General features: G+C 27.7%; 11 protein-coding genes. 4 read left to right on the forward strand and 7 right to left on the reverse strand.

What is annotated here, in order from left to right:
• Positions 1–10: 10 nt before the first annotated feature.
• The gene (locus tag MHH94_RS09690) at positions 11–1,684 is read right to left on the reverse strand and encodes a CDP-glycerol glycerophosphotransferase family protein (protein ID WP_107609434.1); all 1,674 of its coding nucleotides are present in this window, start codon (positions 1,682–1,684) and stop codon (positions 11–13) included.
• 135 nt (positions 1,685–1,819) lie between these two features.
• Between MHH94_RS09690 and MHH94_RS09695 the strand changes: the two genes are divergently transcribed.
• On the forward strand, positions 1,820–3,247 hold the full coding sequence (locus tag MHH94_RS09695; RefSeq protein ID WP_232156514.1) for a glycosyltransferase family 2 protein: 1,428 nt from the start codon (positions 1,820–1,822) through the stop codon (positions 3,245–3,247).
• A 51-nt stretch (positions 3,248–3,298) separates the two neighbouring features.
• Here the strand turns inward: MHH94_RS09695 and MHH94_RS09700 are convergent, their stop codons facing one another.
• Positions 3,299–6,496 (reverse strand): CDP-glycerol glycerophosphotransferase family protein, encoded by a 3,198-nt coding sequence (locus tag MHH94_RS09700; protein ID WP_232156516.1) that lies wholly within the window; start codon positions 6,494–6,496, stop codon positions 3,299–3,301.
• On the reverse strand, positions 6,493–7,731 hold the full coding sequence (locus tag MHH94_RS09705) for a CDP-glycerol glycerophosphotransferase family protein (protein WP_158259729.1): 1,239 nt from the start codon (positions 7,729–7,731) through the stop codon (positions 6,493–6,495). The genes MHH94_RS09700 and MHH94_RS09705 overlap by 4 nt, the downstream gene beginning before the upstream one ends.
• A gap of 476 nt (positions 7,732–8,207) precedes the next feature.
• Between MHH94_RS09705 and tagD the strand changes: the two genes are divergently transcribed.
• Entirely contained in the window at positions 8,208–8,600 is a 393-nt protein-coding gene (gene tagD, locus MHH94_RS09710) for a glycerol-3-phosphate cytidylyltransferase (RefSeq protein ID WP_048542127.1), read from the forward strand.
• A gap of 89 nt (positions 8,601–8,689) precedes the next feature.
• On the forward strand, positions 8,690–9,823 hold the full coding sequence (locus tag MHH94_RS09715; RefSeq protein ID WP_107603491.1) for a serine hydrolase domain-containing protein: 1,134 nt from the start codon (positions 8,690–8,692) through the stop codon (positions 9,821–9,823).
• Between the two features lie 27 nt (positions 9,824–9,850).
• On the opposite strand, the gene MHH94_RS09720 is transcribed toward MHH94_RS09715, so the two are convergent.
• From MHH94_RS09720 to MHH94_RS09735, 4 genes are all read right to left on the reverse strand, one after another.
• Positions 9,851–11,836 carry an acyltransferase family protein gene (locus MHH94_RS09720; RefSeq protein ID WP_119469783.1) on the reverse strand — a complete coding sequence of 662 codons (1,986 nt, stop codon included), beginning with the start codon at positions 11,834–11,836 and terminating at the stop codon, positions 9,851–9,853.
• 191 nt (positions 11,837–12,027) lie between these two features.
• Positions 12,028–13,080: a glycosyltransferase family 2 protein gene (locus MHH94_RS09725; protein ID WP_107609529.1), complete on the reverse strand. Its 1,053-nt coding sequence runs from the start codon at positions 13,078–13,080 to the stop codon at positions 12,028–12,030.
• Positions 13,081–13,084: 4 nt separating this feature from the next.
• Positions 13,085–14,140 carry a CDP-glycerol glycerophosphotransferase family protein gene (locus MHH94_RS09730; RefSeq protein WP_107609530.1) on the reverse strand — a complete coding sequence of 352 codons (1,056 nt, stop codon included), beginning with the start codon at positions 14,138–14,140 and terminating at the stop codon, positions 13,085–13,087.
• 118 nt (positions 14,141–14,258) lie between these two features.
• Positions 14,259–15,062, reverse strand: coding sequence for an ABC transporter permease (locus tag MHH94_RS09735; RefSeq protein ID WP_048542119.1), 804 nt, complete (start codon positions 15,060–15,062; stop codon positions 14,259–14,261).
• A gap of 207 nt (positions 15,063–15,269) precedes the next feature.
• On the opposite strand from MHH94_RS09735, the gene tagH reads away from it, so the two are divergent.
• Complete coding sequence (tagH, locus tag MHH94_RS09740; RefSeq protein ID WP_058591044.1) at positions 15,270–16,064, forward strand: teichoic acids export ABC transporter ATP-binding subunit TagH; 795 nt, start codon at positions 15,270–15,272, stop codon at positions 16,062–16,064.
• The last annotated feature ends 6 nt before the right edge of the window (positions 16,065–16,070 follow it).

Here is a 16,070-nt window from a genome sequence, read left to right on the forward strand (position 1 = left end):
ATCCCCCTTTTCAGTCCATAGCTTGTTCTATCAATTGCGTGATAGTTTCGTATGACTGATTATTTTTGTTGATAAATTGATCACTAATCGTATGATAATCGTCATTCATAATTGCATTAAACAATAATGACTGTTCAAAATATTGATTATCATTGATAGTTTCATAAACTTCTTTATACAAACCACGGTTATAATCATAATTATTAAAATCTGGTGTATATAAGTACACTTTTTTATCAATAGTTAATGCATCAAATACTATTGAAGAATAATCACTGATTACAATGTCAGAAACAAGTAGTAATTGTTGTGTTTCAAACTGTCTTGTATCGATATAATTATGCTGTTTATTAGCATGATCTTCTTCGTGATATTTATAAATGATGTTATATTTCGCTTTCATCTCATCTGTAAATTCTAATAAAAATTCTTCTTCTTGATTATCTCTCCAAGTCGGCGTATACAGAATTGTTTCCTTTTCAGTATTTAAATTTAACTGCTGTTTGATTTTATTTATTTCATTTGAATTTGAGTGTTGCTCTAATAAATATTCATTTCTAGGATAACCACATGCAACAATTTCTGTTTCTTCCAATGGAAATGCAGATTTAAATACATTATTTATAGATTCTACATCTGTTATAAAATAATCTTGTTTAATTAACTTATTATATTTACGTGCTCTATAATTATAAATATCAATATTTTGTTTAGGTTCTTTGCTATCTAAAAATAGTCGTTTTAAAGGTGTACCGTGCCATAACTGAATGATCGTACCATTAGGTTTAAAATCATCTGGCAAGTAGCTTTCAAGTATCACTACATTAGCTTCTTCTATAATTTGTTTCGTATCAGAATGAGATGGTGACACAAAGTGATCACCCTTTTCTTGGTCCGTAATAAAGTAAACAGTATATTTAGGGTGTTGTTTTACTAAATACTCAAATAAATATTTTGAATTACCTCTGTAACCATAATCGAAACCTAAAAATACAATATGTGGCTTTATTTTCGTTTGATCTTTGTCATAAATATTAATTGCCTTCATTTGTTTTTGTAGTGCCGTATGATTTAATTTTTGATACGCAATTTTAGGTAATTGAAATTGTGATTTTAACATGACTTTATCAATTGTTCTTGCGATAGAAGGAAGCCTTGTCTCTTTCGCCTTAAATAATGGCGTTATACCATTTAAAAGTGCAAATTTGTTTAAATAGAATTTTTCTTCATAACTGAGACTTTCATTTTTAAATGCTGCTAAACAATTTGCACTTGGTTTACTTTGATGAACATAATCAAAAATAACGTGAGGATCAATCTTAATTTCATCCAAGTGGAAAATTGCGTTCAATGTAATATCAAATATTGTTTCCCACTTATAATTAGAAATTAGCCATAATAGCTCATCTTTCTTAAAAATAATATTTGGTTGAAGCGTAATATTATTAAACCAATCAGCAACAGTAATAAATGCCTTCCCCATATATCTACTATCGTTTGTATAATAACCGCTGTTTGTATAATCAACCATATAAGATTGGTTATCCAACTCTAAATTGTTCAACACTTCTTCCCTAACTTGCGTATATCTATCTATTAAAATAATATGATTTTCTTCACGACATTCTGCAATTATATATTTTTCCAAATTATGCTGGTCATGAATATTTATAATTTTAATCATTTTACACCTCATATATTTTAAGTTAATACAATAAATTGACTTCTTTATTTATTCATATTACATTATATAAACAATGTGAGACAAATATGCCACATTGCTTATACAATTTGATTTTTTAACGAATGGAGTTAACTTATGTTATTCAAAAGTAAAAAGCTTTTTTCTATTATTGTCACATCATATAATAATGAAGATAAAATAGAACGTGCAATTGATTCAATATTAAATCAATCACTAGATAAAAAATATTACGAAATCATCATTGTAGACGATCATTCTACAGATAATACTCAAAACTTAATTCAAAACTATGAAGCTAAAAATATCAAATTTATCATTTTAGATGAAAATTCAGGTGGTCCTTCAAAACCTCGTAATATCGGTATTGAAGAAGCAACAGGTCAATATATTTATTTTCTAGATGCAGATGATTATTTAGCAACAGATATATTAGCAAGAATTGCTAATGACGATAAACTACTTAAATCAGACATGATTGTTGGTAGAACATTACGCCAAAATGACCATTCTTTAACAGTACATGCCAGATTTATGAGTAATAATAATCGTTATAATTATAACATCAATGACATCCCATATATATATAATCACTTTGGTCCGCCATCAAAATTTATTAAACTGAGTCATATTAAAAAACACAATATAAAGTTCCCAGAAAACTTACATTTTGGGGAAGACAAAATGTTTTTCACATATTTAAGTCCTTATATTAATAATGTATCTACGTTGACAGATAATTGTTCAATCATTGACAGAACAACATCTAATGAGTCACTTACAAGAGGTGTAGATTTCTATGAAAAACGTGCTTCAGATTTAGAAATTATTCATCATTTACTAGAACAAGAATCAAACTCTAAAAACATTCGATTGTTAAATCGTTTTTTAGAATATGATCTACTGAAAAGTTGTAATAGTCATGTATTCCTAAATAGTGATAAAAAGCAACAAGTTCATTATTTTAAACAACTGAATGAACTTTTCAATCAATCATATATAAAAGCTGATATCATTCAAACAATCAGTCAAGAATATACAGACGCAATTAAGTTTATTCAAAATAATGATTATGAGTCATTTATGAAATTCTTTACTTGGCTGAAAAAACAACCTAAAATCATTCAAAAGCAACAAAAACAGACATTATTAACTGATGCTAATGAAAGATTCACAATACCATTTCAACAGTCAACGTTATTAAATATAGTTGAATTAGACAAATCCATTAAAATACAAATTGAAATAGACGGTGTTGATACTGACAAAATATGTAACTTGTCTCTTATGTCTCGAAAAGTTTACAAAGATGATATCGTTATTGAGAATATAGATGTACAAGATAACCTCTTAACCATCTCAATACCTAAAATTGAAATCAATAATAAACCAGCAGCAATTTACAACTGTATCATCGTATATGATGGATTTAAGCATTTAAATATTAAATTTGGTTATGACAAAAAAATCAATTTAACAGATAAAAATGGTATTTTCTACCCTACTATAAATGGAAACCTTTCTTTAAAGTTAACAAATAAATAAAAAAAGCAGAACTGATACACAATTACAGCGTCAGTTCTGCTTTTTGTTTATTTAAAATAATTTATCGACTATTTGTTTCGTTGCTGTTCCTTTTTCAAATGAGCAGAATTTTTCATAGAATTTATCATATTTATCTTTATATGATTCATTAACCGTTTCTATATTCTGAATAGCATCAATTAAACTTTCATTGTCTTTTAATAATGGTCCTGGTGCTTCGTCTTCGAAGTTCATATAGAATCCTCTTAAATTATCTTTATAATGCTCTAAATCATATGTGAAGAAGAGTAATGGTTTTTGAGTATTAGCATAATCAAACATTACAGATGAATAGTCTGTAATACAAATATCACTAATTAAATATAAGTCACTAATATCTTCATAGCTCGCAACATTATAAATAAAACCTTCTAATGATTTATCGATAATAATATTATTACTAATAATGATATGAGGTCTTAAGAGAAGTACATACTCGTCTCCAAGTTTTTCTTTCATTTGATGTAAATCTAATTTTAAATTAATTAAATGTTTTTTCGCAGATGATACTTCATCATCTCTGAACGTTGGCGCGTACAATATCACTTTTTTATCTTTAGGAATTGAAAGTTTACGTTTAATAATGTGTTGTTTTTCTTCAATATCACTTTCATTTTCATAGAAGATATCATTACGTGGATAGCCCACTTCTAGCATTTCTTTTTTAAAATTAAATGCAGATTTAAAACAACTTGTTGCGTATGGACTTGGTGAAACTAAATAGTCCCATTGTGAAACTGAGCGATTAATTCTGTCAATATAGCCTTCATCTCTACCTTTAAAGTCATCGACATCATTTAACATTTTTTTCAATGGCGTACCATGCCATGTTTGAATATATGTTGTGTTCTTCTTTTTCTCAATATAATGAGGGAAGTTTTGATTATTAATCCAATATTTAGCGATTGATAAATATTTATAATAACTAGGGCTTAACCGTTTCACTGTTATAACATTTTCATCATCGAATGGGTAAATTTTATTAGATACCCAAACAATTTTATAACCTTTATCGAGCGCTTTAATTTGATCATAAATCATTTTAGGACTATCTGTAACTTGTTTACCTAAATTACTTTCTATCACGATTAATTTTTCATCCATCTTTCCGAATCTTACAAGGAATTTATTCATATAAGACATAATATCAAAGTATTTTTTATGTCTTCTGAATCGTTTAAATACATGCTGTGAAAGAATGTCATATTTCAATGCATCTTTAATGATATTTCTGCGTTTAAATGATTTAGCTTCTTCATATATACGCTGTGAATTGTTTGTATCTTTATATGCTACAAAGTTATTAGCTTTATTGATAATTTGTTGTTCGTTCTTGAAGCCGTTATCAACATAATGGCTTGCAGCTTCTATTACAGCTTCTACATTATCAACAATTCTACCAGGCAGTTCTTTATCAAGATCTAAGTGTGATGGTAATTTACCGATAAATCTATCTCTATCAAATTGATAGTAAATAACTGGTTTTTCTAAGAAACTAAAGTCAAATGCAACACTTGAATAGTCTGTAATCATCAATTTACTTTCTTTAATAAGTAATTGAACATCTACTTCACCTTGTCTAATGACTTTAATGTAATCAGGTATATCAAAATACTCAACAAATGCTTGCATATTTGGATGTAAACAGAATATGATGTCTACGTTTTTTGATTGGGCAATTGTTTTCCATTCTGGTCTATTCAATAAGTCATTATAATTTTGTAGATAATCTGATTCTAGAAGACTATTAATATTTGTTATCCAGTCACGCCATGTAGGTATAATTAAGATTTGATTTTTAACTTCTACGTTTTCCTTAAATAATTCATCAAATCTTGATAGACCCGTAACTTTCGCTTGATACGAATCAAATAATAAATCTCTATTAACGATTTGCTTTTCTCGATTAGAGCTTGTTATAAACATATCAACGTTAAAGTCTTTCAGTTGTTTACCATTAATTTGCGTTAAGTTTTTAGCACCTAACACGCCATGTTGTAAGAAGACACGTTTAGCTCTAATTTTTTTTACATAACTTGCTTCGTGACTTGGGAATAATAATTCTGTGTGATGTGTACTGCAAATTACATCTGCTTTGATCATAACTTCGAAATGTTCTTTTGATTTAAAATCAATAACATTTCCGTATGGTTCTACATTTTTTCGTTCTTCAGAATTTTTATCAATAACATAATATACTTCTTCGTTAGGATGCTCAGTTCTCATGTATTTAAAGAAGTGATAACCGTTATCTTGAGCTTTATATGATTTTTCACCAATTACCCAAACTTTATTTTTATTCAGATTATTTTTGATTAATGTTGGATAGTCGTTCATTAATTTTTTATATGCTTCATAATCTTCTTTTGCGTATTCATTAATTCTAAACGATAAGTTTCTACCCTTCATAGTGAAATATGGTATAGCTGTTTTTACTGTTTGACCAAGATCAATTGATACTTCGCCTTTAGCAAACCTTTCTACCATAATTCTAGGATTACCTAGTTTTACATCAATTACATTTTTAAATTCTTTTACTTTTATATTTAGGAAGATATCAATAATATCTTCTGAGTCAAAGTCATTTGCTAAATACTGCTTAAGTTCATTTAAAATATCAATTTCAAAATCATAACTTGTAGAGTTTAGTTTCTGATATACATTAAATACAGTAGGCTCTAATGGTATCTCAATTACATTTTCACTTAACCTTGAAGTGATTCTTAAATGAGCATATTCGAGTGTTGAATTTTGAATCGAGAACTTTCCTTTTAAAAAGGCTTGTTTATTATTTATGACAATTTTATCTATATGTCTTCTAGCAAAATAAGTAGAAACTGGCAATTCTGGCTTTAATGTAAATTGAATAATGCCATTTTTAGTAATATACGGGGTAATAGTCGTTTCACCATTAATGATTGTTTCGAAGTTTTGAATATAATATTCATATTTTTTTATGTTTATTTTTTGAATGGATTGCGTAATACCATCAGATTGCTCAAGTAGAATAAAGATTGTTTCTCTATCATATTGTGAAAATTTCTCCAAGACTTCATTTAAATTAATTTTAAATTGATTTTTGATATTTGATTGTGGAACCATTATTTCATCAAATTCATTTTTTATATAAACATTTTTAATATTATCTAATGTTTGATCAAACTCGAAGATTAATAATTCACTTTCTTGATAAATATTTAATATTTTCATAGTTCATGAAACTCCTTTTCTTTATCTAGAGTACGAATGATTTTTTCACTTACTCTTTTAGTTGCTTCTCCATCATCAAGATGATTATATTTATGATTAAATGTTTTATAAGTATCTGATTGAGGTATGTCTTCATATTGCATTGATTTAATATAATCAATTAGTGCTTCACTTGTTTCAAAGACAGGTCCTGGTAAGTCTGATTCATATGGTAAATAGAATCCTCTAATATCATTTGCATATTCATCTTTATCATATGCAAAAAATAAGATTGGTCTTCGTAGATTCGCATAATCAAAATAAACAGACGAATAATCTGTGATTAATACATCACTCATTAAGAATAATTCATTAATGTCATTAGCATCTGATAAATCATACACATTTTTATAATCTTCTAGGTTTAGATGTTCTGATACTAAATAATGCGCTCTAATGAGTAATACATATTCATTCGATAACTCTTTACTAAAAGCATCTAAATCAAGCTTCAGTTTAAAATTGTATTTACCAACATCTGTACGATCATTATCTCTCCATGTTGGCGCATACAGTATTACTTTTTTATTAGAGGGAATATCATATTTTTGTTTGAGCTGCTTAATATATTTTTCATCATTTAACTGAACTAAATCATCATTTCTTGGATAACCTAAAGTCAACATCTGTTCTTCTTTTAAATTAAATGCAGATTTAAATCGTTCAGTTGCAGTTTCACTTGGTGATATGAGGAAATCCCATCTACTTGTTTCTTTATTAAAGCCATAAAGATACTCTTCTAGCGTGACATCTGGTATTGAAATAACCGTTTGATCATTAGCTAATTTCTTTAAAGGTGTACCATGCCATGTTTGAATATATAGTTGATTATCTTTCTTTTCTATCTGTGATGACAATCTCGTATTGGCAATCCACACTTTAGCTTTTTGATAGATTTTGAAATATTGCTTTGAATTTTTCTCAACAGTAGCAATATTTAAAGCTCTTAGTTCTTTGTCTAATTGCTGATTGTCAGTTACTACAATATGCTCATAATTAGGTAGATTTTCACTTAAGTATAAATAAAGCATTCTCGGAGAATCTGTAAATGATTTACCATTAAACGATTCATATACAATTGTTTTTTCTATTTTGCTTGAGAATATATCTGAAGTATAATGTTTAGAACGAATTGTAGATAAATGTTTACGAAATTGGGAAATCATATAACTATATTTATATTCCCCACGCTTCATAGCTTTAATCTCCATATATTGAAATACACTTTTTTTAGATGTATTATAATTAATTTTTTTTAACAAAATTGACAAACCATTTCTATTTTTTAGTATAAAGTCAAATTTATAAGGAAATAGAGGATTGAAAACTTTGTTAAAATAAAAAAGTAGTTTCTCTTTATTTGTATTATCAATTTCTTCCTTATTATTAAAATATGTAATCGTACTTTTAAATGAGTTTTCTGTCATCAGAAATAATTTATCTTCCATAAATACTCCTCTAATTCATAATTTACACTAAATTAACATATTCTATTATAATACACTACTGATTTATAAATTTAAACTAATGACTATACAACATGTTGTAAAATAGCTTTTAAAATTAATTTTTATACCATCACCCTTTAAGTTGAATTTACAAACTTTTCAAACTATTTACAATAGTTCCTATATATATTAAGATTAAACATATAAAATAATGAGGTGAAGAAATGCGTAGAGTACTTACTTATGGAACATATGATTTACTGCATTATGGTCATATTGAGCTTTTAAGAAGAGCTAAACAATATGGAGATTATCTAATTGTTGCTTTATCAACAGATGAATTCAATAAGTTAAAAAACAAAAAGTCATATTATAATTATGAACAAAGAAAAATGATGTTAGAATCTATTAGATATGTTGACTTAGTTATTCCAGAGAATAATTGGGAACAAAAAACAGATGATGTAAAGAACTTTAAAGTAGATACATTTTTAATGGGTCACGATTGGGAAGGTGAATTTGACTTCCTAAAAGATCATTGTGAAGTGATATATCTTAAGAGAACTGAGGGTATTTCAACAACTCAAATTAAAAAAGAGCTTTACGGTAATGAATAGGACACAAATATGTGTTCTATTTTTATGACATTAAATGTAATTTTTTTGCATTCATGGTAATATAATGTAAAAAACATCAGGAGAAGATCATGAAGAACATATATAAACTTATATTATGCATAATCGTTGCTTTACTTTTAGTCATATTTAAAGATTTATATCAAATACGATACTATAAAAAAGAACATACAGAGACTCATATCCATAAAAAGCAAATTCAGAATAAAGAAAATCATGAGAAACAAACATTAACTAATGATTTTAACGAATTCGATGAGATAGATAAATACTTAAAATCTAAAGGCTTTAATGGCAATATAACTATTTACAAAAATAACTACTCTGTAATGAGTAAAGCATATGGTTTTAGAGATATTGAAAATGGTGTGGAAAATGATGATAAATCAATGTATCTTCTTGGATCAGCTAACAAATTTGTAACAGGCTTAATGTTGAGAGAGTTAGAAGAACAAGGCGTTATTAATATAAATGACAATGTAAATAAATATATACCTAATTTCCAGAATGTATATCCTATCACTATTAAAGACTTAATGTTACATAGAAGTGGTTTAGCTAAAGCAAACTTCCCACCTACTGTTAAAGGTTTAAATGGTGCTATAGAGCGTATTAAGTTTAATGGTGTTGTACCTCAAAATTATCATAAATATTTTTATAACGATGCAAACTATATCACGATTGCTAAAGTTATAGAAAATGCTACGCATAAATCATTTAAGCAAAATCTTAATGAACTTATTATTAAGAAAGTTCATTTAAAATATACAGCTCGTTATGACTCTAATAACCACCAACAGTATATGGTAAAAGGTTATAAATTAAAAAATAATCAATACAAATATTTCTATCCAGCAACTCTCGATAAATACGATGGTGCTGGAAATATATACATTTCTACAGATGATATGGCAAAGCTTGTTAATCAATTCAAAATGAAACAAATATTAAATGAATCATCTACTGATATTTTACTTTCACAAATTGATACACATATATATCCAAGTTCTTATAGATATGGATTTTACAGATATCCTAATCATCAAAGATATAGAGGTATATTCTTTCAAAATGATTTTGTGACATACTCTAACGATCAATATATCATTTCAATTGCAAGTAATGTATTAAAAGATCATTATCAAAGTGATACGGAGAACATGTTAAAGCATATTTTTAAAGATATACTTAAACAAAAAATGTAAAAATAGAGAGTGGACAAAGTCCACTCTCTATTTTTTAACGACAGATTTAATTTCTTTACCTAAAATAGGTCCGAAAGTTTCTGAATAAGTATTTGTCATATGGTCCATATCTCGATACACGACAATATTACCTATAATAGGTCTATATTCACCATTCACTTTAAAGTATTCAGATGGATCGAATTTTGGTAAATCTTTGTTTGTTTCTGATAGTTTTTTCCAATATGAAGAGTCTTGTTGATTATTTCCTTTATTCATAAGTTTAATTGTTTCTTTTTCACCAGATTTTTCTAGTTCTTCTGAAACATTAAACTCATATCTCGGAATATCTCTTATTGCCATTACTTCAATATTATAATCATATTTAACTTTTAATAATTCATCTACCATTTGTTGTTGAATCTTATCGCTATTTGAGTCAGCTGCTGTAACATGTGACAACACTAAATCAATATCATCAGATTTCTTTAAATAGTTTTCCACATTTTTAACCCATTGTCCTTTTAATGAATTATCATCATAACCAGTAGAGAATCTTGTACCTGATCTCGTGATATTAATCACTCTGTAATCATGCTCTTTAGCCGCTTCAATAACTGCTCCTAACCAATGTTCAGAATGTGAACTACCTACTAAAGCGATTGTTGCTTTGTAGTCCTTTTTCTTACCATAAGTACCAATTTTTAAATCTGATTTTTTTAAACCTTGATTAGAATCGTCTATGTGTGATTGTGGCAAATCATCAAACACATTGGCGAATTCAGGCTTAGGATCATTTTCTTTAATTTTTTGTTTTGAAGTTGCAGCTAATGCTCCTGGATAATCTTTCAATGCTAGCGCTTTGTCGTCAGACATTTTTACATAGGCATTATGAGAAACTAAACCAGCGATTAGAATAATATTAGCTAGTGCAATGATACCAATTCTCTTGAATGCTACTTTATTTAATTCTGCACTTCTAATTGGTGTTTCAATATATTTTGTCGTAATGAATGAAAGTGCAATAGATAATGCAATAATGAGCACTCCTGAAATAATACCTGGTGTTTCTGAAATATTGTATTTATAGAATGATAGTAATACCCAGTGCCATAAGTAAATTCCGAATGAAACCCCACCAAGTTTAATCATGATCGGCATAGATAAGAAGTTCTTAACACCGTATTTAGTATCTTTATTACCTGATAAAATAATCAGTAATGCACAAGTCATTGGCCATAAAGCGATATAACCAGGAAACATCGTTGATACATCAAATATTGCTCCTGTTAAAATTAACCCTATAAGACCAATCCATCCAATAATTTCAGCTGTTAAATTACTAATTTTAATTCTGCTTAAGTTAATACAAAGTAAACCACCTAATGCAAATTCCCACACTCTTGTAAACGTAATAAAATATGCTAAAGGTTGATTTACAGCAGTTAAATAAACTGAGTATGCAAATGACACAACAAATATAAAACCAAGTAAGTAATTGACTAACTTTTTGCCATTTGATAAATCATATCTTTTTATTAGGAACAATACACCTGTAAATAATAAGAACCAAATGATATAGAATTGCCCTTGAATAGACATTGCCCAATAATGTTCAAGTGGACTTTTCATTTGCTGTGCATCTAAATAATCAGTATTACTCAATGCCAATTGCCAGTTTTGATAATAGAACATAGATGAAACGACTTCTTTCATTGTCTTATCAAAAATGGTTGATGGTAAGAAGAATATGCTTAATACCAATATGACTAATATAATGATAAATGCTAGTGGAAATAACCGCTTCATTAATTTAGATATGTATGGCCAAAACTTAAATTCTCCAGTTTTATTGATTGTAGATATAATAGATGTTGTAATCAAGAAGCCAGATACAACAAAGAAAACATCTACCCCACCAGATACTTTACCAAACCAAATGTGGTAAATAGCGACTAATAAAGCCGCAATAATTCTTAAACCTTCAATTTCAGGTCTAAATTTTCTTTCTATATCAATCATATTTTTATTCATTTTTAAACTCCATCTTATATTAGTGTGATATGCAATTATAAATTATATCAAACAATTAACCGATGTAAAGTATGCGTAACAAATATTTAATTAGTGTAAATATTGATTTTAATTATAAATTCATATACATAATACAAAAAACTACTAACAACATTTTACAGTTGTTAGTAGTTTTTAAAATTTTATAATATTTAATGAGATATTTTTTTACTTTTATTTCTGATATTTCTTAAGTTCATTTTTGTCTTTAGTTTCAGTAGCTTAAATTTATAAGAACGATAAGCTTTTTTATCAATTTGCACATCTAAATTACTTGCCACTTCTTTAAATCTTTCATAATTGTAATTCGCAGCAATTGTTAATACGAGCTCTTTCAAGTCTATCACACTATTCGTTTGAAGTTGTTGAACGACTTTTAAATACTTTATCGCTGGATCAATAACATGATTTAAGTTCTCTACTTTCATAAAATTATTTCGAATTAAAAAGTATATGATGAGATAATCCATTCTATAACTATAGTAGTTACTCACTTTTTCTTTTAAACCATTTAAAATGTCCATTGTTCTTTTTCTAACTTCAATGGCATCATTTAAATATTTTTCAATATTTTTGTAACTTGTCGCTACTATAGAATCTTCAATGCCTATGTTATATAAGTAAGCTGGATCATCTAATATTGTAATACGACTCTTTGACCAAGCTTTTAAATTAAAGGTATGCTCTTCACAAAAAGTAATATCTTCATCAAATCTAATATTTTCTAATATCTCACGTTTATACAATTTACCATAAGGACCTATAGACTGCGTAACTTCTGGTGTTAAGTTTAATGTCGTATGATCCACAGCTTTTAAATCATTGTAAGTTTGAATCGGCCTAATCTGATCACCAATTAAATGAGAAACTTTACCGACAACGATATCTGTATCATTTCTTTTTATCGCATCAATCATCTTGTCGATAATACCTTCACCTAATTTATCATCTGCATCACAAAACATAATATATTTACCTTTTGCGATACTAATGCCTTCATTTCTCGTTGCCGCAGCACCTTTATTTTCTCGATTTACAAGTACAATATTAGGATTATTAATTTTGCTAATAACTTCTGCACTATTATCTTTAGATCCATCATTAATACAAATGATTTCATGCTCATAATGACTTTTAATTGATTCAATGGTTTGCTCTATTGTTTTTTCTGCATTATAAATAGGGATGATAACACTTACTTCCATATTGTTAAGCTCCTTTGTTTATAAAATCAACTAACTTTTGAGTTGCATCAAAGTTTGTATACTGATGCCACATTGGTTTAATTTTATTATTCATTTTATTCAGATTCACAAGTTTATAAAGTGTTGCTAAATCATAAGCTTTGTTCTCTTTCGTCATTTCATAATAGTGTTGATTGAGTCCCCTCATTTCATCATACTTTGCTTCATCATAACTATAGAAAATAATCGTCTTATTTAATAGTGCGGCTTCAATACTTAATGAACTATAATCTGTAATGATGATTTCTGCCATTTCAACTAGATCTTGTATATCTCTCGGATCTGAATCATGTGAAGTAATGCTTGGATGTAATTTAGTCACAAGTTCGTATTCAGGGCACATCTTTTCAAATTTCTGTTTATCTATCGTATGAATTTCATTTGTATAGTCTCGATAAGTAGGAACATATAAAGCTATTTTTTTAGTTTTATTAGGGTACTCATGTTTATCTTTATATTGGTCTAATCTTGGTAATCCAAATGGTAATATTTGATTGGGTTTGGCATCTAAACTTTTAATAAAGACGTCTTTCATAATATCTGAACTTACTAAATAATAATCTGTAAAATGATAAACTGATAAATAATTTTTTATCAGTTGTTTATGCTCAAGATTAATACTTTTATCTTCTAATCCAAATTTTTTCAAGGCACCGGCAGCATGCCAAGTTTGAATAACTTTTTGTTCTGGTGTTTTGCTGATACTGCCTAATAATAAATAATATGTATCGATAATGATTATTTTACTACTTTTAATTGCTTTTAACTGTTGCAAGACATATTTATTACTTAAATTAATCACTTTATCTACTTCTAAATCATTCAAAAAATTAATCCACTTTGGATGTGCAATAACTGTAATATGATATTGTTCTTTATTTAACGCTTCGATAATAGGTAACACATCTTCTTTAAAAGTCATAAATACCACGACATTTTTACGTTTCACATTACTTTTAAATAATTTATTAAATACAAAAATTATAGAAAGATAGACTTGTTTAATTATGTTTCTTACCACATTGACACTTCCTTACGTAAAATTTACTAAAGTTAAAAAATTGACCATGAGAAGCTCTAAATTGAGATAAAGGCTGAGACAATCATCGATGTCTCAGCCTTATCATTTATTAATCATTTTAAATAAAGTCAGCAAATCTTTGTCTAAATCTAACATGCAATATTGCACCTACTACAAAGAATAACACTGTCACACATATATTATAAAGTAATAATTGCCAATGATCTATGAAGTACCAATTATCATATAATATTGCCGCTCTGTAACCTTCTGCAAAAAAGAAAACTGGATTTAATTTCATTATCATTTCAATCACTGAACCTTTATCAGGTACCCAAAGAATTGGCGACATGTAAAATAGCATTCTCAAAATAGCTTGCATTGCCATTTGTGTATCTCGAATAATAACACCTAAAGTTGACGTTAATAATGAAACTGAAAATGCAAATAAATACACTAAAGGTAAATATATAAATAATTGTAAAATATAAATCGAAGGTATAATACCAGTTGGTATACATAATAAAATAATAACTAAAACTAAAATAATATGACCATAAAATCTACTTGTTAAAACATAAGCAGGTATTGCTGACAACGGAAAATTCATCTTTGCAACTTGATTAAACTTAGTGCCTATTGACTTAGTCCCTTCAAGTATACCTTGGTTTACAAAGAACCACATACTAATACCGACTAATAAATATAAGATAAACGGTACACCATTTATCGGAGCATTCTGACGTATACCAAAACCAAATGCAAACCAATATACAAATATTTGTAGTATAGGATTAATAAGCTCCCAAGCTAATCCTAAATAATTATCATGATTCGAAATTTTTAATTGGAATTGTGCTAATCTTTGAATCAAATAAAAGTTTTTGACGTGCTCTTTTATTACTGTAAAAACAGCATGCATGAATATCACTCTCTCGCTAAGACATTTATAACTTAATCTTTAATATAGCATCAAATGAGCATAGATGATATATTAAACTTTAGGTTAATCTCGTAATTATAGAACATATATAATTTACATGATTCTAACAGAATTTACAATAAATTTACTAAACTCATAAAATAATGCATAATAGAACTGTTAATAATTATAAGGAATGAAGTACATATGAAAGAATCAGTTATCATTAATAATCTAACAAAAGAATATAAAATTTTCCGTAGTAATAAAGATAGATTAAAAGATGTGTTTTTACCAAAGCATCAATCACAAAGATTTTTAGCGCTGAATGATATATCATTCACTGCATACGAAGGCGATATTATCGGTTTAGTAGGTATTAACGGATCAGGAAAATCAACATTAAGTAATATTATCGGTGGCTCACTACAACCAACAGGCGGTATAATCGAACGCCACGGCGATGTTAACGTTATTGCAATTAACTCTGGTTTAAACACTCAATTAAACGGTATAGATAATATCGAATACAAGATGTTATTACTTGGTTTCTCTAAAAAACAAATTAAAGAACTTACACCTCAAATTATAGAATTCTCTGAATTAGGTGAATTTATATATCAACCTGTTAAGAAATATTCAAGCGGTATGAAATCTAAATTAGGTTTCGCAATCAATGTAACCGTTGATCCTGATATTCTTGTTATTGATGAAGCATTATCTGTTGGTGACCAAACATTCACTAAGAAAAGTTTAGACAAAATGAATCAATTTAAAGAAGCTGGCAAGACTATTTTCTTTGTCAGTCACAATATAGGTCAAGTTAAAGATTTTTGTACAAAAATAGCTTGGATTGAAGGCGGCATACTAAAAGATTTTGGTTCTACTGAAGATGTACTTCCAAAATACCAAGCATTCTTAAAAGAGTTCAACAAAAAGTCAGCAAACGATAAAAAAGCTTTTAAAGACGAGTTAGATGCTACACGTTTTTATTTTAAATAACCAAAA

Origin of the sequence: Mammaliicoccus sp. FSL K6-3158 (genome assembly GCF_038005105.1) — a bacterium.
GTDB lineage: Bacteria > Bacillota > Bacilli > Staphylococcales > Staphylococcaceae > Mammaliicoccus > Mammaliicoccus sciuri.

Coding starts and splice junctions, on each gene's coding strand:
- MHH94_RS09690 (WP_107609434.1), bottom strand. CDS start 1,684: ATGATTAAAATTATAAATATTCATGACCAGCATAATTTGGAAAAATAT.
- MHH94_RS09695 (WP_232156514.1), top strand. CDS start 1,820: ATGTTATTCAAAAGTAAAAAGCTTTTTTCTATTATTGTCACATCATAT.
- MHH94_RS09700 (WP_232156516.1), bottom strand. CDS start 6,496: ATGAAAATATTAAATATTTATCAAGAAAGTGAATTATTAATCTTCGAG.
- MHH94_RS09705 (WP_158259729.1), bottom strand. CDS start 7,731: ATGAAGCGTGGGGAATATAAATATAGTTATATGATTTCCCAATTTCGT.
- tagD (WP_048542127.1), top strand. CDS start 8,208: ATGCGTAGAGTACTTACTTATGGAACATATGATTTACTGCATTATGGT.
- MHH94_RS09715 (WP_107603491.1), top strand. CDS start 8,690: ATGAAGAACATATATAAACTTATATTATGCATAATCGTTGCTTTACTT.
- MHH94_RS09720 (WP_119469783.1), bottom strand. CDS start 11,836: ATGAATAAAAATATGATTGATATAGAAAGAAAATTTAGACCTGAAATT.
- MHH94_RS09725 (WP_107609529.1), bottom strand. CDS start 13,080: ATGGAAGTAAGTGTTATCATCCCTATTTATAATGCAGAAAAAACAATA.
- MHH94_RS09735 (WP_048542119.1), bottom strand. CDS start 15,062: ATGCATGCTGTTTTTACAGTAATAAAAGAGCACGTCAAAAACTTTTAT.
- tagH (WP_058591044.1), top strand. CDS start 15,270: ATGAAAGAATCAGTTATCATTAATAATCTAACAAAAGAATATAAAATT.